This window comes from Sphingomonas sp. DBB INV C78, assembly GCF_042693015.1.
In the GTDB taxonomy this organism is placed as follows: domain Bacteria; phylum Pseudomonadota; class Alphaproteobacteria; order Sphingomonadales; family Sphingomonadaceae; genus Sphingomonas_E.
This window is the reverse complement of sequence record NZ_CP170544.1, coordinates 2099845-2125088: the sequence shown is the minus strand read 5'-3', so window position 1 is coordinate 2125088 and position 25244 is coordinate 2099845. Positions and strand designations below refer to the sequence as shown.

23 protein-coding genes are annotated in these 25244 nt (G+C 62.1%); 10 read left to right on the top strand and 13 right to left on the bottom strand.

Features of this window, described 5'->3' with window-relative positions; genetic code table 11:
- Window positions 1-35: 35 nt before the first annotated feature.
- Complete coding sequence (locus ACFB49_RS10160) at window positions 36-500, bottom strand: GFA family protein (protein WP_380879067.1); 465 nt, start codon at window positions 498-500, stop codon at window positions 36-38.
- 96 nt (window positions 501-596) lie between these two features.
- On the opposite strand from ACFB49_RS10160, the gene uvrA reads away from it, so the two are divergent.
- From uvrA to ACFB49_RS10140, 4 genes are all read left to right on the top strand, one after another.
- Window positions 597-3509: an excinuclease ABC subunit UvrA gene (gene uvrA, locus ACFB49_RS10155; RefSeq protein WP_380879065.1), complete on the top strand. Its 2913-nt coding sequence runs from the start codon at window positions 597-599 to the stop codon at window positions 3507-3509.
- A 149-nt stretch (window positions 3510-3658) separates the two neighbouring features.
- On the top strand, window positions 3659-4210 hold the full coding sequence (locus ACFB49_RS10150; RefSeq protein WP_380879063.1) for a toll/interleukin-1 receptor domain-containing protein: 552 nt from the start codon (window positions 3659-3661) through the stop codon (window positions 4208-4210).
- A 2-nt stretch (window positions 4211-4212) separates the two neighbouring features.
- Window positions 4213-4746: a TIR domain-containing protein gene (locus tag ACFB49_RS10145; protein ID WP_380879061.1), complete on the top strand. Its 534-nt coding sequence runs from the start codon at window positions 4213-4215 to the stop codon at window positions 4744-4746.
- On the top strand, window positions 4739-5404 hold the full coding sequence (locus tag ACFB49_RS10140; RefSeq protein ID WP_380879059.1) for a hypothetical protein: 666 nt from the start codon (window positions 4739-4741) through the stop codon (window positions 5402-5404). The genes ACFB49_RS10145 and ACFB49_RS10140 overlap by 8 nt, the downstream gene beginning before the upstream one ends.
- A 34-nt stretch (window positions 5405-5438) precedes the next feature.
- Here the strand turns inward: ACFB49_RS10140 and ACFB49_RS10135 are convergent, their stop codons facing one another.
- Window positions 5439-5789: a GFA family protein gene (locus tag ACFB49_RS10135; RefSeq protein ID WP_380879057.1), complete on the bottom strand. Its 351-nt coding sequence runs from the start codon at window positions 5787-5789 to the stop codon at window positions 5439-5441.
- A gap of 251 nt (window positions 5790-6040) precedes the next feature.
- Between ACFB49_RS10135 and ACFB49_RS10130 the strand changes: the two genes are divergently transcribed.
- The 3 genes from ACFB49_RS10130 to ACFB49_RS10120 all read left to right on the top strand — a co-directional run bounded on the left by ACFB49_RS10130 (window position 6041) and on the right by ACFB49_RS10120 (window position 10220).
- Window positions 6041-7297, top strand: a complete 1257-nt coding sequence (locus tag ACFB49_RS10130; protein WP_380879055.1) for a hypothetical protein — start codon at window positions 6041-6043, stop codon at window positions 7295-7297.
- Window positions 7298-7473: 176 nt separating this feature from the next.
- Window positions 7474-7836, top strand: a complete 363-nt coding sequence (locus tag ACFB49_RS10125) for a hypothetical protein (RefSeq protein ID WP_380879053.1) — start codon at window positions 7474-7476, stop codon at window positions 7834-7836.
- An 812-nt stretch (window positions 7837-8648) separates the two neighbouring features.
- Entirely contained in the window at window positions 8649-10220 is a 1572-nt protein-coding gene (locus ACFB49_RS10120) for an O-antigen ligase family protein (protein WP_380879051.1), read from the top strand.
- Here the strand turns inward: ACFB49_RS10120 and ACFB49_RS10115 are convergent.
- The 11 genes from ACFB49_RS10115 to ACFB49_RS10065 form a co-directional block, all read right to left on the bottom strand.
- Entirely contained in the window at window positions 10217-11233 is a 1017-nt protein-coding gene (locus tag ACFB49_RS10115; RefSeq protein WP_380879921.1) for a glycosyltransferase family 2 protein, read from the bottom strand. The two genes, ACFB49_RS10120 and ACFB49_RS10115, sit on opposite strands and share 4 nt — an antisense overlap.
- Window positions 11234-11235: 2 nt before the next feature.
- Window positions 11236-12279, bottom strand: a complete 1044-nt coding sequence (locus tag ACFB49_RS10110; protein WP_380879049.1) for a glycosyltransferase — start codon at window positions 12277-12279, stop codon at window positions 11236-11238.
- Complete coding sequence (locus tag ACFB49_RS10105; protein ID WP_380879047.1) at window positions 12266-13285, bottom strand: acyltransferase family protein; 1020 nt, start codon at window positions 13283-13285, stop codon at window positions 12266-12268. Before ACFB49_RS10105 ends, ACFB49_RS10110 begins: the two co-directional genes overlap by 14 nt.
- A 97-nt stretch (window positions 13286-13382) precedes the next feature.
- Entirely contained in the window at window positions 13383-14456 is a 1074-nt protein-coding gene (rfbB, locus tag ACFB49_RS10100) for a dTDP-glucose 4,6-dehydratase (RefSeq protein ID WP_380879045.1), read from the bottom strand.
- Window position 14457: 1 nt separating this feature from the next.
- The gene (gene rfbD, locus ACFB49_RS10095) at window positions 14458-15315 is read right to left on the bottom strand and encodes a dTDP-4-dehydrorhamnose reductase (RefSeq protein ID WP_380879043.1); all 858 of its coding nucleotides are present in this window, start codon (window positions 15313-15315) and stop codon (window positions 14458-14460) included.
- Complete coding sequence (gene rfbC / locus ACFB49_RS10090) at window positions 15312-15854, bottom strand: dTDP-4-dehydrorhamnose 3,5-epimerase (RefSeq protein ID WP_380879041.1); 543 nt, start codon at window positions 15852-15854, stop codon at window positions 15312-15314. The genes rfbD and rfbC overlap by 4 nt, the downstream gene beginning before the upstream one ends.
- Window positions 15851-16741 carry a glucose-1-phosphate thymidylyltransferase RfbA gene (gene rfbA, locus ACFB49_RS10085; protein WP_380879039.1) on the bottom strand — a complete coding sequence of 297 codons (891 nt, stop codon included), beginning with the start codon at window positions 16739-16741 and terminating at the stop codon, window positions 15851-15853. Before rfbA ends, rfbC begins: the two co-directional genes overlap by 4 nt.
- A gap of 7 nt (window positions 16742-16748) precedes the next feature.
- Window positions 16749-17540 (bottom strand): CpsD/CapB family tyrosine-protein kinase, encoded by a 792-nt coding sequence (locus tag ACFB49_RS10080; protein ID WP_380879919.1) that lies wholly within the window; start codon window positions 17538-17540, stop codon window positions 16749-16751.
- Window positions 17541-17592: 52 nt separating this feature from the next.
- A complete protein-coding gene (locus tag ACFB49_RS10075; RefSeq protein WP_380879038.1) occupies window positions 17593-19044 on the bottom strand; it encodes a GumC family protein in 1452 nt (483 codons plus the stop codon).
- Window positions 19041-20231 carry a hypothetical protein gene (locus tag ACFB49_RS10070; RefSeq protein WP_380879036.1) on the bottom strand — a complete coding sequence of 397 codons (1191 nt, stop codon included), beginning with the start codon at window positions 20229-20231 and terminating at the stop codon, window positions 19041-19043. Before ACFB49_RS10070 ends, ACFB49_RS10075 begins: the two co-directional genes overlap by 4 nt.
- A 23-nt stretch (window positions 20232-20254) precedes the next feature.
- The gene (locus ACFB49_RS10065; RefSeq protein WP_380879034.1) at window positions 20255-20878 is read right to left on the bottom strand and encodes a polysaccharide biosynthesis/export family protein; all 624 of its coding nucleotides are present in this window, start codon (window positions 20876-20878) and stop codon (window positions 20255-20257) included.
- Window positions 20879-21364: 486 nt separating this feature from the next.
- Here ACFB49_RS10065 and ACFB49_RS10060 point away from each other — a divergent pair, with 486 nt between their 5' ends.
- The 3 genes from ACFB49_RS10060 to ACFB49_RS10050 are packed head-to-tail and all read left to right on the top strand — an operon-like array spanning window position 21365 to window position 25228.
- Window positions 21365-23005, top strand: coding sequence for a tetratricopeptide repeat protein (locus ACFB49_RS10060; RefSeq protein ID WP_380879032.1), 1641 nt, complete (start codon window positions 21365-21367; stop codon window positions 23003-23005).
- Window positions 23002-24477, top strand: coding sequence for an undecaprenyl-phosphate glucose phosphotransferase (locus tag ACFB49_RS10055; RefSeq protein ID WP_380879030.1), 1476 nt, complete (start codon window positions 23002-23004; stop codon window positions 24475-24477). The genes ACFB49_RS10060 and ACFB49_RS10055 overlap by 4 nt, the downstream gene beginning before the upstream one ends.
- Entirely contained in the window at window positions 24467-25228 is a 762-nt protein-coding gene (locus ACFB49_RS10050) for a WecB/TagA/CpsF family glycosyltransferase (protein ID WP_380879028.1), read from the top strand. The genes ACFB49_RS10055 and ACFB49_RS10050 overlap by 11 nt, the downstream gene beginning before the upstream one ends.
- Window positions 25229-25244: the final 16 nt, after the last annotated feature.

The following is a 25244-nucleotide window of genomic DNA, read 5'->3' as shown; positions in this document are numbered from 1 at the left end:
CGGTGTAACTTCAAGCGCAATTGTTGGCGAAACGATTATCCCAACGCCGCCACCCTCCGCGCCCAACTCTCCTTTGGCCACAACTCCCGCGGCTCATAATAAGCCTCCACCGCCGGCACGCCCTCCGGCAACCGCACCCAGGGCAGTTTCGATCGCGTGTAGATGTGGATGTCGGGCGTCAGCCGGCCCGGTTCGTCCAGCGTGCCCACCCGCACGAAGCGGATGGCGGTGCGGCCGCCATAGCTGCTCCACAGCGCGGTCCAGCATAGGGGGCAGCGCCAGATCTCGTGGGGGCGGCCGCTTTCCGTCGGCGTCATCACGCTTTCGGGGGCGCCGGACAGCACTTCCACCCGGTCGGCCTCGATCAGCGCGTTGATCACGAAGGCGCTGCCCGTCTCCGTCTGGCATTTGGTGCAGTGGCAGCAATGGACGAACATCGGGGCCCCGTGCATCCGGTATCGCACCGCGCCGCAGGTGCAGCCGCCAGGCATTGCGTCCATGCCATCCTCCACGGGTTGCGCGACTCAGCTAGGCCGCCCATCTCACCCCAGAATAGCGCCTTGCCGCGTGCGAACAAATATGGAACATTCGCCCTTATGCTGACTCATCTCTCTGTTCGTGGCGCGCGTGAGCACAACCTCAAGAGCGTGGATGTCGATATCCCGCGCGAGACGCTGACCGTCATCACCGGCCTCTCGGGCTCGGGCAAATCCAGCCTCGCCTTCGACACCATCTATGCCGAGGGGCAGCGGCGCTATGTGGAGTCGCTGTCGGCCTATGCGCGCCAGTTCCTCGAGCTGATGCAGAAGCCCGACGTCGATCATATCGAGGGGCTCTCGCCCGCGATCTCGATCGAGCAGAAGACGACCAGCCGCAACCCGCGCTCCACCGTGGCGACCGTCACCGAGATCTACGATTATATGCGCCTGCTGTGGGCGCGGGTCGGCGTGCCTTATTCGCCCGTCACCGGCTTGCCCATCGCGGCGCAGACCGTGTCGCAGATGGTCGATCGCGTGCAGCAATTGCCGGAGGGGACGCGCTTCTACCTGCTCGCCCCCGTCGTCCGCGGCCGCAAGGGGGAGTATCGCAAGGAACTGGCCGAATGGCAGCGTCAGGGCTTCACCCGCGTCCGCATCGACGGCGAGTTTTACGAGATCGAGGAAGCCCCCGCGCTCGACAAGAAATACAAGCATGACATCGAGGTCGTGGTCGATCGCCTCGTCGTCCGCGAAGGGCAGGAGACGCGGCTGGCGCAGAGCTTCGAAACTGCGCTCAAGCTGGCGGAAGGCCTCGCTTATGTCGATCTCGCCGACGGCGTCGTGCCGGGGCGCGAGGCGGAGGATGCCGGTGGCCAGATGAAGGGCGCGGGCGTGCCCGCCAACCGCATCACCTTTTCCGAGAAGTTCGCCTGCCCGGTCTCCGGCTTCACCATCGCCGAAATCGAGCCGCGGCTCTTCTCGTTCAACGCGCCGCAGGGTGCGTGCCCGGCCTGCGACGGCCTCGGCGAAAAACTGATCTTCTCGGAGGAACTGGTCGTCCCCAACGAGAGCCTGTCGATCAAGAAGGGCGCGGTCGTCCCCTGGGCCAAGTCCAACCCGCCCAGCCCCTATTACATGCAGGTGCTGGGCAGCCTCGCGCGCGAATTCGGCTTCAGCCTCGATACGCCGTGGAACGAGCTGCCGGGCGAGGTGCGCCTGATCATCCTCCACGGCACCGGCGGCAAGCCCGTCACGCTCACCTTCGTCGACGGCAAGAAATCATACGACGTGAAGAAGCCGTTCGAGGGCGTGATCGGCAACCTCAACCGCCGGATGCTTTCCACTGAAAGCGCGTGGATGCGCGAGGAGCTGGCCAAGTATCAGTCCTCCCAACCCTGCGAGACGTGCGGCGGCGCGCGCCTGAAGCCTGAGGCGCTGGCGGTGAAGATCGCCGGCGAGGACATCAGCATGTCCACCCGCCGCGCGGTCGGCCCCGCGCTCGCTTTCTTCCGCGACATGCCCAACCATCTGAACGATCAGCAGAAGGCGATCGCCGAACGCATCCTGAAGGAGATCGTCGAGCGGCTGGGCTTCCTCGACAATGTCGGGCTCGATTATCTCAACTTGGATCGCACGTCGGGCACGCTTTCCGGCGGCGAGAGCCAGCGCATCCGCCTGGCCTCACAGATCGGCTCGGGCCTGTCGGGCGTGCTCTACGTCCTCGACGAGCCGTCGATCGGCCTCCACCAGCGCGACAATGATCGGCTGCTCGTCACGCTGCGCCGTCTCCGCGATCTCGGCAACACCGTCATCGTCGTCGAGCATGACGAGGACGCCATCCGCACCGCGGACCATATCATCGATATGGGGCCGGGCGCCGGCGTCCATGGCGGCGCGATCGTCGCGCAGGGGAGCCTCGCGGACATCCTCGGCACCGAAGGCTCGCTCACCGGCGATTATCTCTCCGGCCGCCGCGCCGTCCCCGTGCCGGCCACGCGCCGCAAGGGTTCGGGCAAGAAGCTCACCGTCCGCGGCGCGCGGGCCAACAACCTCAAGGACGTGTCGGCCTCGATCCCGCTCGGCACCTTTACCTGCATCACCGGCGTGTCGGGATCGGGCAAGTCCACCTTCACCATCGACACGCTCTACGCCACCGCCGCGCGGGTGCTGAACGGCGCGCGGATGCTCGCCGGCCATCATGAAAAGATCGAGGGGCTCCAGCATCTCGACAAGGTGATCGACATCGATCAGTCGCCGATCGGCCGCACCCCGCGCTCCAACCCGGCCACCTATACCGGCGCCTTCACCAACATCCGGGACTGGTTCGCCAACCTCCCCGAAAGCCAGGCCCGCGGCTACAAGCCCGGCCGCTTCAGCTTCAATGTGAAGGGCGGCCGGTGCGAGGCGTGCCAGGGCGATGGCGTGCTGAAGATCGAGATGCACTTCCTGCCCGACGTGTACGTCACCTGCGATGTCTGCCACGGCAAAAGATACAACCGCGAAACGCTGGAAGTGACGTTCAAGGGCAAGTCGATCGCCGACGTGCTGGACATGACGGTCGAGGATGCGGTGGAATTCTTCAAGGCCGTGCCGCCGATCCGCGACAAGATGGCGATGCTGGCCGAAGTGGGGCTGGGCTATGTGAAGGTCGGCCAGCAGGCGACGACGCTATCGGGCGGCGAGGCGCAGCGCGTGAAGCTCGCCAAGGAACTCAGCCGCCGCGCGACCGGCAACACGCTCTACATCCTCGATGAACCCACCACCGGCCTGCATTTCGAGGATGTCCGCAAGCTGCTGGAAGTGCTCCACGCGCTGGTGGAACAGGGCAACAGCGTGGTGGTGATCGAACATAATCTGGAAGTCATCAAGACGGCCGACTGGATCATCGATCTCGGCCCCGAAGGCGGCGACAAAGGCGGCGAGATCGTCGCCACCGGCACGCCGGAACAGGTCGCCAAGGAGAAGCGCAGCTACACGGCACGCTATCTGGCGCCGTTGCTGGAGCAGGGCGAACGGGTGGCGGCGGAGTGAGGGGCGTTAACACTCTGTAGGTTGAATGCCTGAGGTCATCGATCCGTTTGGGGGAGGCGGCAAGTCGGTGGTTGAGCGCCGCCAATGGCTTATTGCGCTCATCGTTGAGGTGTCGTAACAAATCCGGAACAGCGGGCCGGAGGGGATAAGTGGCATACTCATATACCACTGGTGATGAATTGCGTCAGTGGGGTGATGACCTTGGTCCACTCCGTAAAACTATCGTGGAAAAGGCTGCTGCCAGGTTACCGCAGTATGCGACATTCTTGTCACATTCGTCTCGGGATGCAGACATTCTTCCAGGTGCTATAAGAATTTTGGAAAATCATGGGGCTAGAGTATATTTAGATAAAAAAGACCCATCCCTTCCACCTTATACATCCCGCGATACCGCGGATATTCTTCGTAAACGGATAAATGAGAGCAAAAAATTTATTCTACTTGCGAGCAATAATAGCAAGGACAGCCGATGGGTTCCTTGGGAGCTTGGTCTAGCTGATGGATATAAGAATCCACGAAATGCTGCCATTTTTCCATCAGTAGACAAGCAGACTGAAATCGCGTGGACAGAGCAAGAATATCTCGGAATATACGATAGGATCGTATTCGGGGATCTTAATGGAAAGCCAAAGAAAGTTTGGATGGTGCTCAATCAGAAAAAAAATACTGCTACTGAGCTTAGCGATTGGTTGGCGGCGTAAATATGAGCAACTCTTTCGGAATTTCCAGCCTAAAGATCCCTGTAAAACCACGGGTTTTTGTGAGCTATCACCATCGGCTTGATCAGGGATTATATAACTCTCTGGCTGTTCAAATGCAGATGTCGTATGAATTAGTTCAAGATAATTCTCTCGATCGTCAGATCGATAGCGACAATGCTGAATACGTTATGAGAAAGATACGTGAAGAATATTTAACAGGTACATCTTGTACCGTAGTACTTTGTGGGGCTGATACTCCAGATCGCAAGTTCGTTGATTGGGAAATCATGGCGACGCTTCAAAAGGAGCACGCTTTAGTTGGATTGAGGTTGCCCACTCTCCAGATTCAGCAAAATGGTGGAACTCACAAGCCTGCTAGATTGCAGGATAATATAGATTCAGGATACGCAGTGTGGGGTCAATATTCCGACGTTTTGTATAATCCCGGTAAATTAGCTGAACTTGTTCATGAGGCTCGATCTCGATCCAAGCGCTTGATAGACAATACTCGGCAGCGGCGTATTAGAAATGGCTGAAATTTCTAATGTCACGGATGATGGCTTAGACCTCGTAAGTCTGAGTGTGGCATCAGACGGGAAGTTCACCTTGGATGTATCGATATGGATTGTATTCATATCCTTATTGGTTTGCGCGATCGTAATTTTTGCAAGATGGTACTTAAAAGGTTCAATTTTTGCACGAGGTTACGAAGTTGATTCGGCGGAACTTGGAATAGGCGATTCAAAAGTTACGTTTAAGCCGAATATGAACGATAAAAATGTCGCGTATAGAGTGTGGGTTGAGCTTAGTACGAGGAAAATTGGTATACCCATAGATTACGATAACGATGTTATCGTCGAAATATATGATTCTTGGCACACTTTTTTTTCAGTCACACGCGAGCTTATCAAGGATATTCCAGTAAATAAGGTCAGAAATAAATCGACAAAACAAATAATATCTATGTCAATTGATGTTCTGAATATAGGATTGAGGCCGCATCTTACAAAATGGCAGGCCAGATTCAGGCGTTGGTATGATTACAAGCTCTCGACAGACCCGGAAGCGAGATTTCATCCGCAAGATATACAAAAGGAATTTCCGGGTTACGACGAGTTGGTGGCTGATATGAAATTAGTGAACGATAAATTGATTCTATATAGAGACAAGATGAACGATCTTGTTTACACATAGAATTGGAGAAATCGCAGATTTTTCTGCTGATAGCCTACCAACTCGCCCCATCCACAGCCCGTACCTCCACCGCGGCCGGATCGAAGCCGTCCAGCAGCCGCGCATTCATCCCCATCTTGCCAAAGTCTTCTCCCAGCGTGCGCCAGTGGGTCAGGCAGCCGCAGACCGGGCAATGGTGGATGCCGATCATCCGGTCGCCCCACACATAGGCACGGGTCTCGCCCGTCACCTCCACCGCGCCATCGGGATAATAAGCCATCAGCGCGCCCGTCCGGCGGCATAAAGAGCAGTTGCAGCTATTCACCCACTCAGGGGCGTGGGGAACGGTAAGCGTCACCGCGCCGCAGTGGCAGCTTCCGTGGGCGGGGGTGGGGGTGTCGGTCATGGGGGGGAGTGTGGCCCATTTTCCATCGTCATCCCAGTGGAGGCTGGGATCCATGGCTATTTCGGCAAAGGCCGGTCTTGCGAGTGGAGAGAGCCATGGACCCCAGCCTTCGCTGGGGTGACGAATAAGGGGAAAGGGGAAGGGAAGAAGCGGGATCCCGGCCTGCGCCGGGATGACGGGGGGTGGGTGGGGCGCGGGGCCGGGGAACCGCGCCCTGTCCTACATATAACCAAATAGGTTATATTCGTGGCATGACCGAACCAGCCATCCCCTCCGCCCCGGCCGCCACGGCGGTCGCAATCCCCACCAAGCGCCTCGACGGCTGGACGGCCGATCGGCAGCGCGATTTCCTTGCCGCCGTGGCGGAGGGTCATACGGTCGAGGCCGCGTGCCGGATCGTCGGGCTGTCCGTCGCCTCCGCTTATGCCTTTCGCCGCCGCGCATCCGGCGCGGCCTTTGCGCTCGGCTGGCAGGCGGCATGCCTGCAAGCGCGGGAGAAGCTGGCCGATATCCTCCTGTCCCGCGCGATCGACGGGCAGACGGAAACCATCACGCGGGCGAACGGCGACGTGATCGAGCGGCACCGCTACGACAACCGCCTCGCCACCGCGATGCTCACCCGTATGGACCGGCTGGCCGACAGCGCCGTCGCCGATGGCACGCACCACGCCGCGCGGCTGATCGCGCAGGAATGGGATCAGTATCTCGACATCATCGGCCGCGATGGCGGGCCGGCCCGCGCCGGGCTGTTCCTCGGCGTCCGCGTGGGCAGTGCCGGGGCCGGTGCGGGGGATGGGGCAGGGGAGGCGCAAGCCGATCTCGCCCCCGTCATCGCGCTCGCCCGCGCCGATCGCTGGCTGCGGTCGGGTGTGTCCCTCGCGGGCGATGTCGATGTCCGCGATCTCGATGTGGATGCGCGCTCCACCTGGACGGGCGAGCAATGGGCGCGGGCGGAGGCCGCCGGCCTCGTCCACATCGCCCCGCCGCAAGCCGAAGTGGAGGACGCGAATGGCAATCCTCAACTTCCTCAACTTGAGGAGGATGAGGAGGATTATGAAGACAGGGACGTCTGGCCCGACAAGCTGGCCGGCGGGCAGGTCCATTATTGTTTCAAGAGTGAGCGCTGGCGCACCTATTTCCCGCCGCCGCCCGGCTTTTGCGGCACGGAGACGGGCGAGTATGGCGACGATCTCTACGAACGGACGCTTTCCCGTGCCGAGCTTGATGCGCTGCTGGCGATGCGGGCGGAGGACGTGGCCGCGCGCTGCGCCGCCGAAAGCGCCGAGCGCGACGGCTTCTTCGGCTTCGTGCCCGACGCGGACGCGGTGGACGAGCCGCTGCCGGCGTCGCAGGGGCGGCCTGCGGGTCCGCGTCCGTCCGCGGAGTGGGAGGAAGCCAAAGAGGCTCAGCGGCAACTGATGGCAGCGCTGGAACGCATCCGCGCCGAACAGGAAGAGGCGGAGGAGGATGGCGATCCGCCGGCTTCTTCTTCTTCTTCGTCATCCTGAACTCGTTTCAGGATCCACCGTGCGACAGGCGAGGACTGTGCAGGTGGATAGGTGGACCCCGGCCTTCGCCGGGGTGACGAGAAGGGGAACGGAGGGGGCAACCCTTGCCACCGCCATCCGCTTGCGTCACTTTCTCCCCAAGGGCGCGATCTGGTTCATTTCGGGGGAGAGCAGACATGCGCGTCACCGCATCCATAATGTTCGCCATCGCCGCGTGCGGCCTCGTCGCCGGCTGCGACGGCAAGGGCACCGAGGAGGGCGGCTTCTCCGCCTCCTTCAAGAAGAGTTTTCACGAGAAGTTCGTGTCGAGCTGCGTCGAAGGCGCCGTGAAGGCCGCGCCCGCGGGCACCGCGGTGGATTTCAAGCCGCTCTGTACCTGCACCGCGGACAAGCTCACCCAGGATGCCGGCGTCACCGATCTCGTCTCCATCCCCGACGAGAAGATGGACGCGGTGATGAAACAATGCGTGGCGCAGCTCTACCCCAAGGGCATACCGGGCGCCCCCGGCGGCCCGCCGGCGGAAGGGACTGCGCCTTAATACTCCCCTCCCTGGAAGGGAGGGAGCAGCAGGCCGATCGTCCGCCGGACGATCTGAAACAGCCGGGGGCTGTTTCACCTGATGCTGGGTGGGTAGCGAGCGGAGCGAGCCTCCCGAACAAATATCCACGTCACCCCAGCGCAGGCTGGGGCCATGGCTCTCTCGATTTGAGTGCCGCTGCGTGGGGCAGGCAGCCATGGACCCCGGCCTACGCCGGGGTGACGGTGAAAAAGGAGGAAAAGCGCGGATCACGACCCGCAAAAAAACCGCAGCCCCAGGCCCAAAAGGTCAACGGGGGCTGGCGTTGCCGCCAACCCCCGCTGTGCCGGACTATTGGCTCCTGCCTGTCGTCCCCGGGGGTCCGACTTGCGGCGGTCCCGGTTTCGGCGGCGTGGTGCCGGCCCTGGCGTTTTGGCGGCGCATGGCTGGACCGCGAGGGTCACCTGCCGCTTCCGCCGGAGGCTCTGCTTCGGCGCACCGCTTTCCGCGCTCGTGGATGCCATATGGCATTCCGTGCGGACGGGTTTCGCCTTGCCGGGCCCGCTTTGCCTTGCTGCCTCAACCTCCTCCTGCGAGTCGGGTTTGGTTGCTTGGCTCAGCTAGTGATCTACTTGAAAAGTCTGCCGTTTCCGGCCGGCCTCTCTTTCGGCCACAAGTGAAGGCTCTCACCTTTGGGTGAGTCGTCCAAGCGAAATCTTTCATATTTGTGGCTGTGGATAACGGGGATTGCGGGGATGGATCTTAACCATGTCCGCTTGCCGCCGGACCGGGCCGTCTCTATCGTCGCCGCGACCGCGTGGGAGCCGTTGTAAATGCTGCAGATGATCAAGCATGCGCTGTTTGCGGGCACGCTCAGCGCGGTCGGCGTGGCGATCTTCTATCTGCTCCTTTCCCCCGCGGTGCGCCGCGAATTCGGCTATCGGCCGGGCATCGCCGCAGTGATCATCCCGCTCGTCGCCTTCATGGCACCGCATCTCGCCGTGCTGCAGGTGCTGATGCTGCTGCTCGTCCCCGCGCTGGCGCGGACGCGGGACGATATCCTGCCGATCTTCATCGTCGGCCTGATCATGATGCCGATGCTGGGCAAGCCGATCATCATCGGCTCGCTCTATCTCTTCCCGCTCAGCACCGTCTTGATGCTCTCATTGGGCGCGATCGCGACGATGTGGATGAAGCCCGGCCGCTCGTCGCCGCACCGCATCTGGACCGATATCCCCTTCTGGATCGTGTTCCTGTTGCTCTTCTTCATCGCCGCCCGCGATCAGAGTGCCACCAGCGTGATGCGGCAATTCCTGATCGTCGGCTTTGCGGTCATCCCGCCATATTATCTCGTCAGTCGTCTCGTCCGTTCGGTGGAGGATGCCCGCCGGCCGATGCTGGGGCTGGTGCTGGTCGGCTCGATCTGTTCGGTGATTCTCGCTTTCGAGGCCGTCCGCTTTTGGCCGATGTATGTGGAACTGGTCACGCGTTTCGACGTCGAAGGCGCGGTCGCGTCGCACGTGAGCATGCGTGCCGGGCTGCTGCGCGCCTCCGGCCCGATGCTGCAGTCGACCGCGATGGCTTTCGTGATGAGCCTGTGCCTCCTCTCCGGCTATGCGCTGCGGCGGGCATTCCCCACCAAATTCCACTGGTTCGCCATGCTGGCCGTGCTCGCGGTGGGCATGATCGCACCGCAATCACGCAACGCATGGCTGGGTGTTGCCACCGGCCTCGTGATGGTCGAGATGTTCCGCGGTCATGTGATGCGGATGGGCGCCGTCCTGGCCTTTTTTGGCGCGCTCGGCGGGATAGTGTACGTGGCCGTGGCCGACAATGACCGCGTTGCCGAAAGTGTGGGTGCCAGCGGTACTGCCACCGGCACCGCGGAATATCGTCAGCAACTCCTTCGCCGTGGCCTGGAGGAATATCACAAGGCCCCGCTGCTGGGCGCTCCGGCGGAGGTTGTGAACAGCCGGCTGCAGGATCTTGTCCAGGGCGAAGGCATCATCGACTATGTGAACACCTATCTCTACCTCGCCCTCTTCTCGGGCGCGGTCGGTCTGGGCGCGTTCCTCCTTGCGCTGGTTATCGAACTTGCCACCCTGGGCCTGCAACGGCCGCGATGGCGGAAGTTCCCGGCAGAGCTCGATATTGCCGCCTACGCCTTTGGCAGCATCGTGATGGTTGCGCAGATGCTGATCTTCACGTCTTTCGGCGACAAGGCCGTGACCCTCTATTTGATGAGCTTCGCCATCGCCGCAGGGCTGATCTCCGGCCGGCGTAAGGGAGGCGGCGTTGCTTCGGTGTCGCCGAAGCGCATCGTGCATCCCGGCATGGTCGTGGCCGGCAACCTGCCGTCCTTGCAGCAGGCGGACGGAGAGGACGGGCATCGGCAACCCGCTTAGCGGGTCGTGGCGTCCTTATATTCGATCAGTTTGACGCCGCCGCCCGTCAGCCGGCGTCGGTGATAGGCTATCAGGCCCTGAAGTTCGGCGAATTTTCCCACCACCAGCAACGCAGCGCGGGCGAAGGCAAAGCCGGATGATGCGCCATCCCGCCGCTCCCGCCGCGCGATGCGGAGGATTTGGACCGGGTAGAGCAGGAGCAACGCAATCGCCGCTATCCAGCCGAATCCAGTTAGCGTGGCGCCGATAATTACAGCGGAAAATATGAGAGCGGGTATCGCCACGGCCCAGATCAGAATGCTCCGCGCCTGTCGCTCCCACAGCGGATCGGGTGCGCCGTGCGCCCGCCAAGCCAGTTCGCTGCAAGCGTGGCCATTGCGCTTTGTCCGCCGCCAATATTGGCCGAAGCGCGTCATTGCCGCGTCGTGGAGCGCCATTTCTGCCGGTATGCGGCGGATGAGCCACCCACGCTCCCGCATCCGCGCGCAAAGGTCCGGTTCCTCACCGGCGATCAGGGTGGCGTCATAGCCGTCCACGTCGGCCAGCCGATCCGCGCGGATCAGAGCGATGCCGCCGCAGGCCATGACGTCACCCACCGGAACGTCCCATTCCCGGTCACAGAGCCTGTTGTAGAGGCTGCGTTCGGGATATCGCTCCCGCAGTCGGCCAAACACGGCCGCCAACCGGTTATCGGCAGACAGAGCCGCAATGCCCGCCCCGAGCCAGGCCGGATCGATAACGCAGTCGCCGTCAATCATCTGCACGAAAACCAGATCAGGCTTGAGTCTGAGCAAGGCGGCGAAGCCCGCGTTGCGAGCTCGCGCAGCGGTGAAGGGAATGGACATGTCGAGCTCGACGACCGTCACACCCATCGACTGGGCAAAAGTGACGCTGCCGTCGGTCGATCCGGAATCCACGTAAACGATCGGGCAATCCGCCGGCAACGAATGCAGGCAGGCCTTAAGCCGTTCGCCTTCGTTGCGGCCTATAGCGACGATGCCGACATCACGCATGGTCACGCGCCCGTCTCCATCCAGGCGGGCCGGGCTCCAGGCGGCGTCGTCCAGGTCGGTGCGGCGCTATACTGGTCTTCGGGATGCAGGCGCAGGCTGACCTCGAAATGGTCGATAGCTTCCGGTGAGTCTGCGGGGCGCCCTCTGGCGAGCCCTGACCATTGCCGCAGCTTCCAGATCGATCGGCCAGCCATCCACGCGAGCGTCGCCATTATCGCGTACCCTCGTCCTCGTGTGCGCACGAACATACGGCGGCGCGAATTGTACCAATAGGCTGGCCGCCGCTGCGCCTTGGTGACGCGTACACCGGTCGCGGCGCCGCCGACGTGGAAGACGCGACTGCGTGCTTCGTGGGCAATTGTCCAGTGATGCTGTCGAAGCCGCCACTGCAGTTCGACCTCCTCGAAATAGAGGAAGAAACCATCGTCGAACAGGCCGGCTTCGCGCAATGCCCGGGCACGGAACATCACGCTGGCGCCGGTCACCCAATCCGGGATCTCATCCGGCCCTTCGGCAAGGGTGGGCTTGATGCCGAGCAGTTGTCCGAGCGCAGGGGTGGCGCAACCGCGGACAAATTCGCGGCCGATGGAAGGGAAACGGAAGGCGCTGCCCGAAGGCGTGCCGTCAGGGTCGAGCAAAAGACTGCCGACGGCGCCGCAACGGGGATGACCTGCCAGGTGACTGGCAAGCAAAGCAATGGCTCCCGGCTCGATTTCGGTATCCGGGTTTAGGATATGGATGAAGTCAGGTGGCCGCTCCTCCTGCAACAGCCGAAGCATCGCCTGGTTGTTCGCCCAGCCGAAACCGCCATTGATTGGCAGAGCAAGAAGGCTGACCCATGTCGCGAATTCCGGCGTGGCGAGGGACTCGCCCAATATCTCGGCAGAATCGTCGCCCGAACCGCCATCTACCACCACTACGCGCAAGCCAGGCAGCTTGGTCCGTTCCGCCGCGATCGATCGCACGCAGCGGATGGCCAGATCCGGCGTTCGATAGTTGACGATCACAACCGCCACATCATGTGCTGCTGCTTCAGCGGCGGACATATCGTCCCAGGCCAAGCGGCGTCGTGATGTTCAGCCGCCCTGCAATTTCATAGACCAGCAACGGCGCAAACAGACTGATGAGACTGGAGGCGACCAGCATCACGTTCGGATCGATCTCCAGGCCGGATTTCCTTGCCGCGATGCGGAGCCCGGCAGCAAAGAAGGTATGGGTGACATAGATTGCCATTGATGCCTGGCCCATGCGTTGCAGCCATCGGGCACGATCGCCGATCAGGACCGAAAGGCCGATGACGCCGGCAATTCCTGCCGCGGCGCCGGCGTAGAAGATAATGATCGGATCGGACGCACCATTCGGTGCCACATCCACGGACAAGCGTGACATGGCCAGGCAGAGCCAGCCGACAAGCATGATGATCCCGGCCGTCAGGGGAGGGATATCGTCCACCTGCTTGATCAGACGCGATCCCCCCAGCGCACCGATCGCGAAGAATGGGAACATCTGCATTGCGTGCAACACCACATTGCCGATACCCAAAAACGCCTGGATCAGCACGAACAACATCGCGAGGCCGATAAGCGATGTCCGGTTCGGCCAGACTGCCAATGCCACCAGGTGGCAGAGGAACAATGCGTAGAGGAACCAGAACTGTGCCACCGGAATCCAGGGAAGCGTCAACATGTCGGCAACGCCCAGAGGCTGATTGACGCTGCCGACCATCATCACCGTGCAGATGTGCAGCAGCGACCACAACGCATAGGGCCAGACGATCGTCACCAGCTTATCCGTAAAATAGGCGGTGCGGCCGGCCTTTAGCCCATTGCCGACATGCAGGCCCGCCAGCAGGAAGAACAAGGGCATGTGAAAGGCGTAGATAGTGGCGTCTGCGGCGAAATGGCTCGGGGCGGGCGTCAGTATATCAGCCTTGATCAGGCCGCGCTGCGCGTGGGCGACGACCACCAGAATGATGCCGATGCCACGAGCAGTGTCGAGCCACGGAATCCGTCGCGCCTGCCGCTGAGGTGCGACAGAACTGGCCTCCTCCATGTTGATTCTGCTGTCGCTCCCCATTCAGCTCTGAGCGCTCCGGAAAATGTCGGTCCCGTTGACTATGGGGAACAAGTTGAGGTTCGGAAAGGCTTCTCTAGTCCCTGACCGGCTTGGCGCGACCCTGGATCGCGCGCCACCAACTCTCATTCTCCAGGTACCACCTCAATGTGTCCTGGAAATGTTGGTCGAAGCCGTGCGCCGCCGCATAGCCCAGTTCCGTCTTTGCCTTGGTTTCATCGATCGCGTAGCGGCGATCATGTCCCGGCCGATCGATGACATGCGTCTTGAGCGATGCCGTGGGCTTGCCCTTGGCGGCCGGTGCATCGGGAAATCGTTCGGCGAGCCGGCCATCTTTTGCAAAGGCGTCGTCGACCGCCGCGCAGAGTGTTTCGATGACCTGTAGATTCGGCAGTTCCTGTCCGCCCCCGATGCAATAGGTTTCGCCGGTCTTGCCGTTCTGCAGCGCCAGTTCGATGCCACGGACATGATCGCCGACATACAGCCAGTCGCGAACCTGCATACCATCGCCATAGATGGGCAAATTTCGACCATGGAGCGCGTTGAGGATGAACAGCGGAATGAGCTTTTCGGGAAACTGGTACGGCCCGTAATTATTCGAGCAGTTGGTCGTCACCACATCCAGCCCGAAGCTGTGATGATAGGCGCGAACCAGATGGTCGGATGCGGCCTTGCTGGCCGAATATGGGGAATTCGGTGCGTAGGCCGTCGTTTCGCGGAAGGGCGGGTCGTTGGGGCCAAGCGTGCCGAACACCTCGTCGGTCGAGATATGGTGGAACCGGTGCGGCTGGCCGCTTCCCTTGTTCAGCCACGCTGCCTTGGCGGCATCGAGCAGGGTCAGCGTGCCACGGACATTGGTGTCGACGAAGGCGGCAGGACCGGTGAGTGAGCGATCGACGTGGCTTTCCGCTGCGAAGTGAACGATGCGGTCGATGGCATGATCGCCGAGCAACCGGCTTACCAGATCGGCATCGCGAATATCGCCCTCGACGAAGACCAGGCCCTCAATATCGTCGATGCTGGCGCGATTGCCGGCATAAGTGAGGGCGTCGAGCACCACGATCAGATCGTTGGGATGGGCGGTACGCCAATGACGCACGAAGTTGGCACCAATGAAGCCGGCGCCGCCGGTGACAAGCAGATTGTTCATTTCACTTCCCTCTGGCGGCGATCGCGGCGCGCAATTCCTCGCGCCAGTGCCGGGCCGTGCCGGTGATCGCCCAGGCCTCGCTCTTGTCGAGCAACGAATAGGATGGTCGACGCGCCGGCGTCGGATAGTCGGCGGTTCGAATTGGCAGCACTTCGGTAGCGCGGATCGGAATGCCGGCTGCCAAGGCCTCTTCCCGAATGGCGACGGCGAAGTCGTACCAACTGGCGGCGCCCGCATCGGTCCAGTGCAGGATGCCGCGCGCGTCAGCACCCGCCAGCGTCCACAGCGCGGCCGCAAGCGAGGAGGCATGCGTCGGAGAACCGATCTGATCCGCAACCACGGTCAGCCTATCGCGCTCGCCCATGAGCCGGAGCATGGTCTCCATGAAATTCTTGCCATCGGCGGCATAGACCCAGGCAGTGCGGACGATGAGCACATTGTCATGCGCGGCGAGCGCCGCCTTTTCGCCATCCAGCTTCGTGCTGCCATAGACGGACAGGGGGTGCGGGGGGGTATCGGCCCGATAAGGCTCGGACCCGGCCCCATCGAACACGAAATCGGTCGAGATGTGGATAAGCCGCGCGCTGATCTCTGCTGCCGCGCGAGCGAGATGGCCGGGGCCATGGGCATTGATGCGGACGGCCGCGTCTGTATCCGTTTCCGCACGATCCACCGCAGTATAAGCGGCTGCATTGATGATCAGGTTTGGGCCGTGCGTTCGCACCGCACGCAGAACCGCCGTCTCGTCACCGATGTCCAGCCCCGCGCGGTCGAGACCGACCACTTCCCAGCCCGAGGGCGCTGCCGCCAGCAGGGCGCGGCCGACTTGCCCGCCCGCGCCGGTAATCAGCGCCTTCATGCGTAGGTGGCGGCTTGGGCCAGCGGTACGCCCGCGGCGTCCTTGGCGGAGAGGGAAGGGGGGCCGTCCAGCGGCCATTCGATGCCGATTTCCGGATCGTTCCACAGCAGGCTGTGTTCGTCGGAAGGGTCGTAAGAGGTGGTGACCTTATATTGAAACTCGGTCCTATCTTCGAGCGCGACAAAGCCGTGGGCGAAGCCGGGCGGCACCCAGAGCAAGGTTGGCTCGTCTTCGGACAGCATCACGCCTTGCCAGCGCCCGAAGGTCGGCGAAGACCGACGCAGATCCACCACCGCGTCGAATGCGCGGCCACGGGTCACGCGGACCAGCTTCCCCTGCGGGTTCTGGAGCTGATAATGCAGTCCGCGCAGCACGCCCTTTGCCGATCGGCTGTGATTGTCCTGCACAAAGGCTTCGGCGAACCCCGTATCGGCGAAGCGCTGCTGATTCCAGCTTTCGACGAAGAAACCGCGATCGTCGCCGAAGCGATTGAGCGTGAACAGTTTCAGGCCGGGCAGATCGAATTCCTTGATGATCATAGCGGCGCTTGATCCAGCAGGCGAAGCAGATATCGTCCATAACCGCTCTTCTCGAGCGGTCGGGCGATCGTCCGCAGCGCGTCATCGTCGATGAAGCCCTGCCGCCAGGCGATCTCCTCCGGACAACTGATCTTCAGGCCCTGCCGCTCCTCGATGATCCGGACATAGTTGGCGGCGTCCAGCAGTGCGGCATGGGTGCCGGTGTCGAGCCACGCGAAACCACGGCCGAGCTGGGTGACGTGGAGCTTGCCCGCTTCCAGATAGAGGCGATTGAGGTCGGTGATCTCCAGCTCGCCGCGCGCAGACGGCTTCAGGCCTGCCGCAAGTGCCGGTGCGTTGCCATCGTAGAAATAGAGGCCGGTCACGGCCTGGTTCGACCGCGGCTTGGTCGGCTTTTCCTCGATCGTCTCGGCGCGCCCGGCCGCGTCGAACGATACGACGCCATAGGCCGTCGGATCGCTTACGGTCGTCGAGAAGACAGTGGCGCCGTCGGTTCGTGCGTCCGCCGTCTGCAACAGTTCGGGAAAACCGTGTCCATAGAAAAGATTGTCGCCCAGGATCAGGGCGGATGGCCCACTGGCCACAAACTCCGCGCCGATATGATAGGCTTGCGCCAGCCCCTCCGGCTTCGGCTGGACGGCATATTGAATGCTCAGCCCCCATTGGCTGCCGTCTCCCAGCAACGTCTGGAAACCGGCCGTCTGGTCAGGTGCGGTAATGATCAATATCTCGCGGATGCCGGCCAGCATCAGCACGGTCAGCGGATAATAGATCATCGGCTTGTCATACACCGGCATCAACTGCTTGCTGACCGAGTGGGTCAGTGGATGAAGCCGTGTTCCCGATCCGCCCGCCAGAATGATACCGCGCCGCGTGCTGCCTGCCATGCTGATCCTAGCTGTAATATTCGGCGTATTTCTGGCTCTGGCCGTAGCCATAGCCATAGTCGTCACCGATCAGGCCGCCCTGATAGCGGTTGAGGACGGTGCCCAGGCACGGCGCTGGCGCCAGAAGCTGCAGCGTATCGCGCACCTGCTTGCGCGTTGTGACGCCTTCCTCGACGACCAGGATATAGGCATCGATCTTCTGCGCGATGATGACCGCATCGTCATTGGCGAAGACCGGCGGCAGATCGCAGATGCAGAAGCTGCCTTCGGGCAGGTGCCGCATCGCCTGGATCATCTGGTCCATCGGTGCCCCCGCCAGCAGTTCGGCCGAGTGGAGTTGGTTCGAAAAGCTCGGGAAGAGCGTCAGCCGCTCATTCTCCACGTCCCGCGCTACCGATGCCAGATCCGGGATCGAGCCTTCCAGAAATTCGGTGATTCCGGCGCCTTCCTCCAGCTTGAAATATTCTGCGATGGAGGAGCGGCGAAGATCGAGATCGAACAGATAGGTGTGCATGTCCGGCGTGCGCGCCAGCGATGCCGCAAGGTTCGAAGCGATGAAAGACTTGCCGACACGCGGCGTAGCCGATGTGACGCCGACCACCCGCCAGTTGCGCGCGCGCGATGTCTTCAGCACCTGGGAACGCAGCAGGTTGAACGGCCGCGAACGCTGGTCGCGGCTGTTGAAGCCATAGATATGATTGTCCAGCAGCCCTTCCGTGCCCACCGTCACGGTCGCCGTGCCCGGCGCCGGGATGATGGAGCGGGCAGGGGAGAGGCCCTGGCTTTCGATGCTTTCCACGCTCAAGACTGAACTTCCTTCGATTTGGCGTCTCGGTTGGCCACGGGATCGATCAGGCCGAGCGTGGCGTCTTCTTGCGACGCCAGAACAGATAGCGATGCCATGACGGCGTCCCGTCGCGGAAGGTGGGGACCACCACAAGCGGGCCTACGCCCAGCAGGTTCTGCAACGCACCCACACCACGGATCGGGCGCAGCACCAGTTCCATCAGCAGGGCTAGTGTCAGGCCGATCAAACCGCCCAGCAGGATGCCGCCGGCGATCAGCAGAGGACGATTGGGCGATGTCGGCTTGTCCGGCACCACGGGCGGATCGATCACCGTCAGCCGCTCGCCGCGCTGCTCATTCTCCATCTTGGCCGACGCCTGGGCCGCCATCAGGTTCGCGGAGACGCGCTCATAATTGGCGCGCAGGCCATCTGCCCGCGCTTGCAACTGGGCGACCTGTTCCAGCACCAGCGGTGCGGCCGACTGTGCCGACATGATGGCGTTGGATCGCGCCATTTCGCCCGCGCGCGTGGCCTGCAACTGCGCGATCGACGCATTGTTGGCGGCAATCTGTCCGGCAGCCGGGGAACTGCGACCGGATGCGGCGATCCGCGCTGCAGCGGCCTGCCGCGCCTCTTGCACGCGTTGTGCCGCAAAGCGCACGTCGGGGTGATTGTCGGAATAGACTGCCCGCGCGCTGGCCATAGCTTGCATGGCCGCGACGACGCCGGGGTCCGAATCGACCGAACCAGCCGCCTGCGCCATCGCCATCAATTGCGCGTTTTCGCGATTCAGCGCGGCGATCTGGGCTTCATAGGTGCCGCCGCTGGGCGCGCCGCCAGCCATACCGGCGCTCGAAAGCGCCATGCCGTTACGCGCCTTGATCGCTTCGACCTGCCCCTCAATGCTCCGCAGCTGATCCTGCAGGCTGACGGCCTGATCCTGGAGGAAGGTGACCGTATTGGCGGCCGCCTGCGCCGTTTCCGATGAATCGAGCTTCATCAACCGCTCGACGAAATCCTGGGCGACCAGTTGGGCGCGGATGGGATCGGAATAGTTGAACGCCAGCGAGAAGGCGATCGTCGTCGATGCGTTGCGGCCGTTGCGCTGGATATCGGCATTGACCGGCGCGATCTCGGTCGCGCCGCGCATGTCCTCGATGATTTCGGACAAAGGCTCGGACCGCCGCTCATCGGGATAGAGATTATTGTTCTGGATGAGCTCGATGAGATCGGGGCGGCTCAGAATCTGCTGGCGAATCTTGGCGATGCGCTGGTCAATCACGCTGTTGAGCGGGGAGTTCACCAGTTCCGGCGGCAGCTCCTGCGCCTCGACGAGCAGCACGGCGTTCGACCGGTATTTGGCGGGCATGAAGATGGCGGCGGCAACGCCGGCCATGGTGCATACCGCCAACGGGATCAACAGCAGCCAGCGCCGCTGCCACAGGATGATGGGAAGATGACTGAACAGGTTGTCCGAGGCCTGCTCGGTCTCCTGGGTTTGTGTCTCGACGGTCATCGGCGGTCACCCAACAAATACGCTACGCCCACTCTGCCCGAAATATCCGCGTCGGGCGAGAGCGAGCGCGAATAGGCGTCGCGATAGGAGACGCTGGCCGTCAGCCGGAGTTTTTCGTCCAGCTGACGCGCGTAATCGATCGTGCCGGTCAGATATTCCTGCTTTACGGAAATGATGCGATCCTGCGAGCTGTTTCGTGAATAGGATATCCGCGAGGAGAGCGTGTCCCGCTCCGTCAGCTTGTAGCTGTAGGATCCATAAATATTGGTTTCCTTGCGGATGTCGCCAAAGCCGGACGCATTGGTCTGCTGCGATCCGCCGATGCACAGGCCCGTGCGGGACGTTTCCTTGCAGAGGGCCAGGGTGCCGGAAAACGCATTGGTATTGCTGTTGCCGATCAGCAGCTTGGTTTCCGTGAAGGAGATACCGAGCGAGGCGTCGAGCGACCAGCCGCCGCGGAACCGCGTGGAATAGGTGATCTGCGGGCTGATGATCTGGGCGTCCCGCCCGAAGCCGTCATAATCGATCTTGGTGTAGCCAAGGGTGGCGCCGATCGACGAGTTTTCCGACAGCGCGTGGCTGTAGCCGAACCGCGCGCCGTAAGTGACGTAATCGGTCGTCTGGATATCATCGTTCGGATAGACCGTCTTGTTGGCGTCGAGATCGACCATCCACGCATCGCGGGCGTTGGGCCGTATCGTCATGCCCACCGAAGCATCCAACGCGTTGCGCCGCTGGCGCTGGCCGATCAGGCCGATATCCGGGTTCTGCGGGATTTCGCCGCCCAGTTCGCCGTCGGCTTCCGCCGTGCCGATGATCGAGCTGTCGAACGCCAGCAGCGCGCGGACGTCGATCTTCTCGCTCAGGCGGCGATCGCTGCTGGCCGACACGCCATAGGCGTCCGATGCACTGTAACGGCGAAAATATTCGGTTCGCCGGTAATAGGCGCCAAAGTTGGAACGTCCCTTGTCGTCGATGATCGCCAGGTTGGGACGGATGGAGCCTTCGACAAAGCCTGTATCGGTCTTGCTGTCGTCGTCCGGGGAATCGCCTTCCAGGAATGGATTGGTCGCGTAGCCGGCACTTGCCGACAGATCGATGCTGCCACTGATATCCTGGGCCTGGGCCATTCCCGCGGGAGCTGCGATTGCGAGCCCCATGAAAACGATACGAGATGTCTTGGACAAGAAAAAGCTCGCCTTGCGTGAGGTCATGGGACGATCACCGTGTCGCCGCTCTGCAGCTCCGGCAGGCCATTCGCACCCAGGTCGCGCTGGCTGGGCGAGCCCTTCAGGGCATCGGTCAGCCGCACCTTGAGCGGCACCAGGTGATCACCCTGCTTGCGGAGGATCGTGACGTTGGAAACGTCGGCGAACTCGGATGGCCCGCCCGCGATGCCGATGGCTTCTAGGACGTTGATATATTTTCCGGGGGTGAAGCTGCCGGGGTTCCTGACCTTGCCGATCACCGAAACCTGCATGCCCGAAGGCGAACGGACCGAGACCGTAACCTGCGGCACCTGGCCGCGATATTGCGCTTCCAGCCCCTTGGAGATCAGGCCCTCGATATCGGTGGGCAGCTTGTTCAGTGCCTCAATGCGGCCGACCAACGGGAAGCTGAAGGTGCCGTCGGGCAGCACGCGGATCACCCGCTGCAGGCGTTCCTCGCCCCAGACATAGACTTCCAACTCATCGCCGGGATTGATTCGATAGGGCCGCAATTCCCGCGATGGAGCGGGCGCGGCGCCGGTCGCGGGTGCATCCTGGGCCTGGGCCGGTGCGGTCGCCGACAGCATCACCAGTCCAGCAACCAGAATATTTCGATATGATTTCATGGTCTCGATGTCCCATCCCCAGTGGACTTCGTGGAAAGCCCATATCGCATCACCGTTTCGCACCGCCACATAAAAAAGGAAAGCTCCGCTTCGCCTTATATCCGCGCACGATGAGCCCCTCGGACCGGGTCATACGCCAGAAGGTATGAGCGATTTCCTAGCGCGATCCGGCATTTCGCTCTCTGTCCTGCGTCGAACTCTCGATTCCGGCGCGCATGCGCTGTATGGGCGTTGCTTGTTAGGTTAACATCGGTTCCGGGACGTCATCCAAAGCTTCTTAAAGTAAATCAACTTTCACCGGCCGGGTGCAGGCGATCAGATCGGGGACATGCTTTTCAAAATGGCGAATGGCATTCAGGGGGGATTGGCCGTGGCGCAGCGTTGGCGGGTGTGTGGAGTCGCCGCATGCGTCACCTTTGCATCGCCTGACAGCGCATCTCCCGACCGTTCTGTTTGATGGTCGCGATGCGAGGGAAGGGGCGATCGGTGCGCAAGGCGGCTGTCCTGCTTTCGGTCGCAATGGCGCTGATGCTGGGCGCTTGCGAATCGCGGGAAGAGCGCGCGGCGGAAGCGGCGGCGCGGGCGGATCAATTGCTTCAGCAGGGCAACCCCATCGCCGCGGGTATCGAGATCCGCAAGGCCATCGGTGAACGTGACGACATCGCCTCTTTCTGGATCATCCTCGCCCGTTCGGAAATGATGCAGCGTTCCTATGCGAACGCCTTCTCTTCTTATCTACGCGCCATCGAGCTTGAGCGCGGCAATCTGGAAGCGTTGCACGCTGTCGCCGAGCTGGCTTTTGCCGGCGGGCAACTCGACGACGCCGACAGATATGCGGATCAGCTGCTCGCGCTCAACACGCAGAATACGCGGGCCTTGCTGGTCAAGGGCTCGGTGGCACTGCGGCGGAACAAGTTCGCGGATGCCGACGATTTCGTCAGCAAGGTGCTGGCGATCGAGCCCGTCAACGAAGGCGCGATCCTGCTGCGCTCGCGTATCCTTTCCCAGCAGGGGAAGAATGCCGAAGGCGCCGCTTTGCTCGAAAAGGCGCTGGAGGAACGCGGCGACACGCCGATGACGCTGAGCGGACTGCTCGAAATCTATCAGAAGGCCAAGGACTCCCCGAACATCGCGCGGACTTATGCCCGGTTGTTCAAAATCGCGCCTGAAAACATGAAGTTGCAGCTCGATTATGCGCGGGAGCTGTATGCCAGTGGCGATATGCAGACGGGTTATGCCGTCATCAGCAAAGTTCAGCAGGCCCGGCCCGACGATCCGGTGCTGCAAGGCCTGATTGTCGATACTTGGCTCGCTGCCGGTGGCGAGGCAGTATCGCCGGAAGAGGTCAACCGTATCGCCAGCGACGGCAGCCCCACGATGAAGGTCGCGCTCGCGCGTTACGTTCTGGAAAAGGGACGCCCTGCGGAAGCGGAGCGGATCCTGCAACCCTTCGTCGCGGACGCCGCGATCGCTTCGGCCAATGTCGAAGCGCAGGTGATTTACGCGATGGCCAAAGCCGCGCTCGGCCAGCGTGGCGATGCGCTGCGGAGGGCCAATGCGATACTGGATTTCGACAATACCAATTCGCGGGCACTCATGCTGCGGGCGCGGATCGAGATAGCCGACAAGAGCGCCGATCAGGCACTTGCGGACGCGCAGATTCTGGTGCGGGACAATCCCGATCTCGCTGCGGCCCGCATCGTGCTGGCCGACGTTTACGTGCTGCGCAAGCAACCCGATCTCGCCAACGTCACCTACCAGCGCGCGATCGGCGATTTTCCCGTGAGCATCGAGATACTCGGGGCCTATCTCGATTATCTTGTTGCGGCCGATCGCCGACCTGATGCGCTTCGGGCGGCAGTAACTTTCACGCGCCGTAATCCCGATATGGTGCCGGGTTGGAAGACCTTGGGCGTCCTTTGTCTGCGGCTCGGCGAAAAGGATTGTGTGAGGGCGTCAATCGCCGCATTGAAGGGCTTGCGGGGCGGCGCGGCGGTGGCCAGCCAACTGGAGGCGAAGCTTGCCGCCAATGATCGGGAAGGTAATAGCCTGACAGCAGGGACGAACCTGAACGGGCACAAGCACATCGCCGCGCGGCCGCCGCGACGTGCTGGGGCTGCGGCATGACCAGGGCGACGGGCCCAATTGCCGCGGCGGGAACGGGCGAGATCCCTTTCGCACCCAAGCTGCGCTTCACCTCCAACGTCATATCGTCGATGGCAGCGGTATCGGATCTCTTCTGTCTGCTGCTCGCCGTTCCGGTTGCCGAGACTCTTTATCGGCAATTGATCGGCCTCTACTTCGATGAATCCATTCACAGCACGGCCGCGATCATCGCTGGCGTGAACTTCTTCCTGATCCGCCTGTCACGCGACGCCTATACCAGCCCGATGGCGCGGGGGGGCGAGGCGCATCAGGGCGGCGTGCTCGACTATGTCATCGCTTCGGTGTTGGTCGTGGCGACGATCTGGCAGCTCGGCATGCTGGACAAGTTTTCGCGCGGCGTGATCTTCTACTATGTCGCGACTGTGCTGACTTTGCTCTATCTCAGCACCTACGCCTTGCGCTGGGCGATCGGGCGTCTCGTATCCGCAGGTTATATCGGCCAGCGTATCATCATCTACGGCGCCGATGAGCATGTTTCGCAGCGGGCGTTGACCCTGCTCGATGTCGCCCAGCTCCCCTATCTCTCGATCGTGGGTGTGGCCGATGGTCGTCAAACGAGGGTGGAAATCGACCGCACGGGCGGCGTACCCTTCCTTGGCGGTCTTGACGCGGTGGTCGACCTGGCTCGTCGTGGGGAAGTCGATCAGGTGCTGATCGCTCTGCCCAAGATCACGCAGGAACGGCTCGACGAAATCCTCGCCGATCTGGCGGAGGTGTCGATCGACATCTGCCTGATCCCACGCGAATCCGTCGAACTCACCACCCAATATGACATGAAGTTCATCGGCACGGTGCCGATCCTCGCCTTGTGGCAGCGCCCGATCCGCGACTGGCACGGCATTCTCAAGGCTGTCGAGGATCGCGGGCTGGCGCTTGCCGGTGTCATCTTCCTGTCGCCCCTGCTGATTCTGACGGCGCTGGCGATCAAGCTGACGAGCCCCGGCCCGATCCTGTTCGTGCAGCGCCGCTTCGGCTTCAACAATGTCGAGATCGAAGTGCTCAAGTTCCGATCCATGTATGTCGACAAGGGCGACGCCACGGGGGCTGCGCGCACCACGCGCCATGATGATCGGGTGACGCCGGTGGGACGCCTCATCCGCCGCCTCAGCATCGATGAACTGCCGCAGCTCTTCAACGTGCTGCGGGGGGATATGTCGCTGGTCGGTCCGCGACCGCACGCGACGCATATGAAGGTCGGCGACGCTTATTATTTCGATGCGGTAAAGGGCTATGCCGCGCGCCACCGGGTGAAACCCGGCATCACCGGTCTCGCGCAGGTGCGGGGTCTGAGGGGTGAGATCAACACGATCGAACGTGCGCGCAAGCGCGTCGAATATGATCGCTATTATATCGACAACTGGTCGCTCTCGCTCGATTTCCGCATCATCTTCGAAACGGTTTTCAAGGTCATCTGGGACAAGGATGCCTATTGAAGGTGGCGGGCAGCCTGAACTGCCCTATCTGGATGTCGCTTTCGACCGGCGGGACACGGAGGCGGTCGTCGGCACGATTGCCGCGCGCCCGGCGGAGGCGCCCTTCGCTTATGTCGTCACCCCCAATGTCGATCATCTGATCCGCCTGCATGGCGACAAGAGGGACGAACGGCTGGCCAAGGCCTATGCCCGCGCGGCGACGCGATTATGCGATAGCAGGGTGCTGGCGCGCCTCGCGGCGCTGCAGGGAATTCACCTGCCCGTGACGCCCGGCAGCGACCTGACAGCGCGACTGCTTCAGGACGTAGTGAAGCCTGGCGACCGGATCGCGATCGTTGGTGGCGACGTCGAAACACTGGCGCTGCTTCGGGATCGCTTGCCCGGTGTCGAGATCGTCCAGCATATCCCGCCGATGGGGATGCGCACCAATGTCACTGCGATGGCGGAGGCCGCAGCTTTCGTAGCGCAAGCGCGGGCGCGGTTCACCTTTTTGGCCGTCGGATCCCCCCAGCAGGAATATCTTGCGCTGACTATTGCGGAGCGAGGAGATGCGACGGGCATTGCCCTGTGCATCGGTGCGTCGATCGATTTTCTGACCGGTCGTGCGGTGCGGGCCCCGCGCTGGATGCAGAAGGCCGGGATCGAATGGGCGCATCGTCTGGCGAGCGAACCCAAGCGGCTGTGGCGTCGCTACCTTGTCGAAGGCCCACGCATCTTCAGGATCGCCTGGCAGGCCCGCAATAGAGGATGAAGCGGATGCCGGCGTT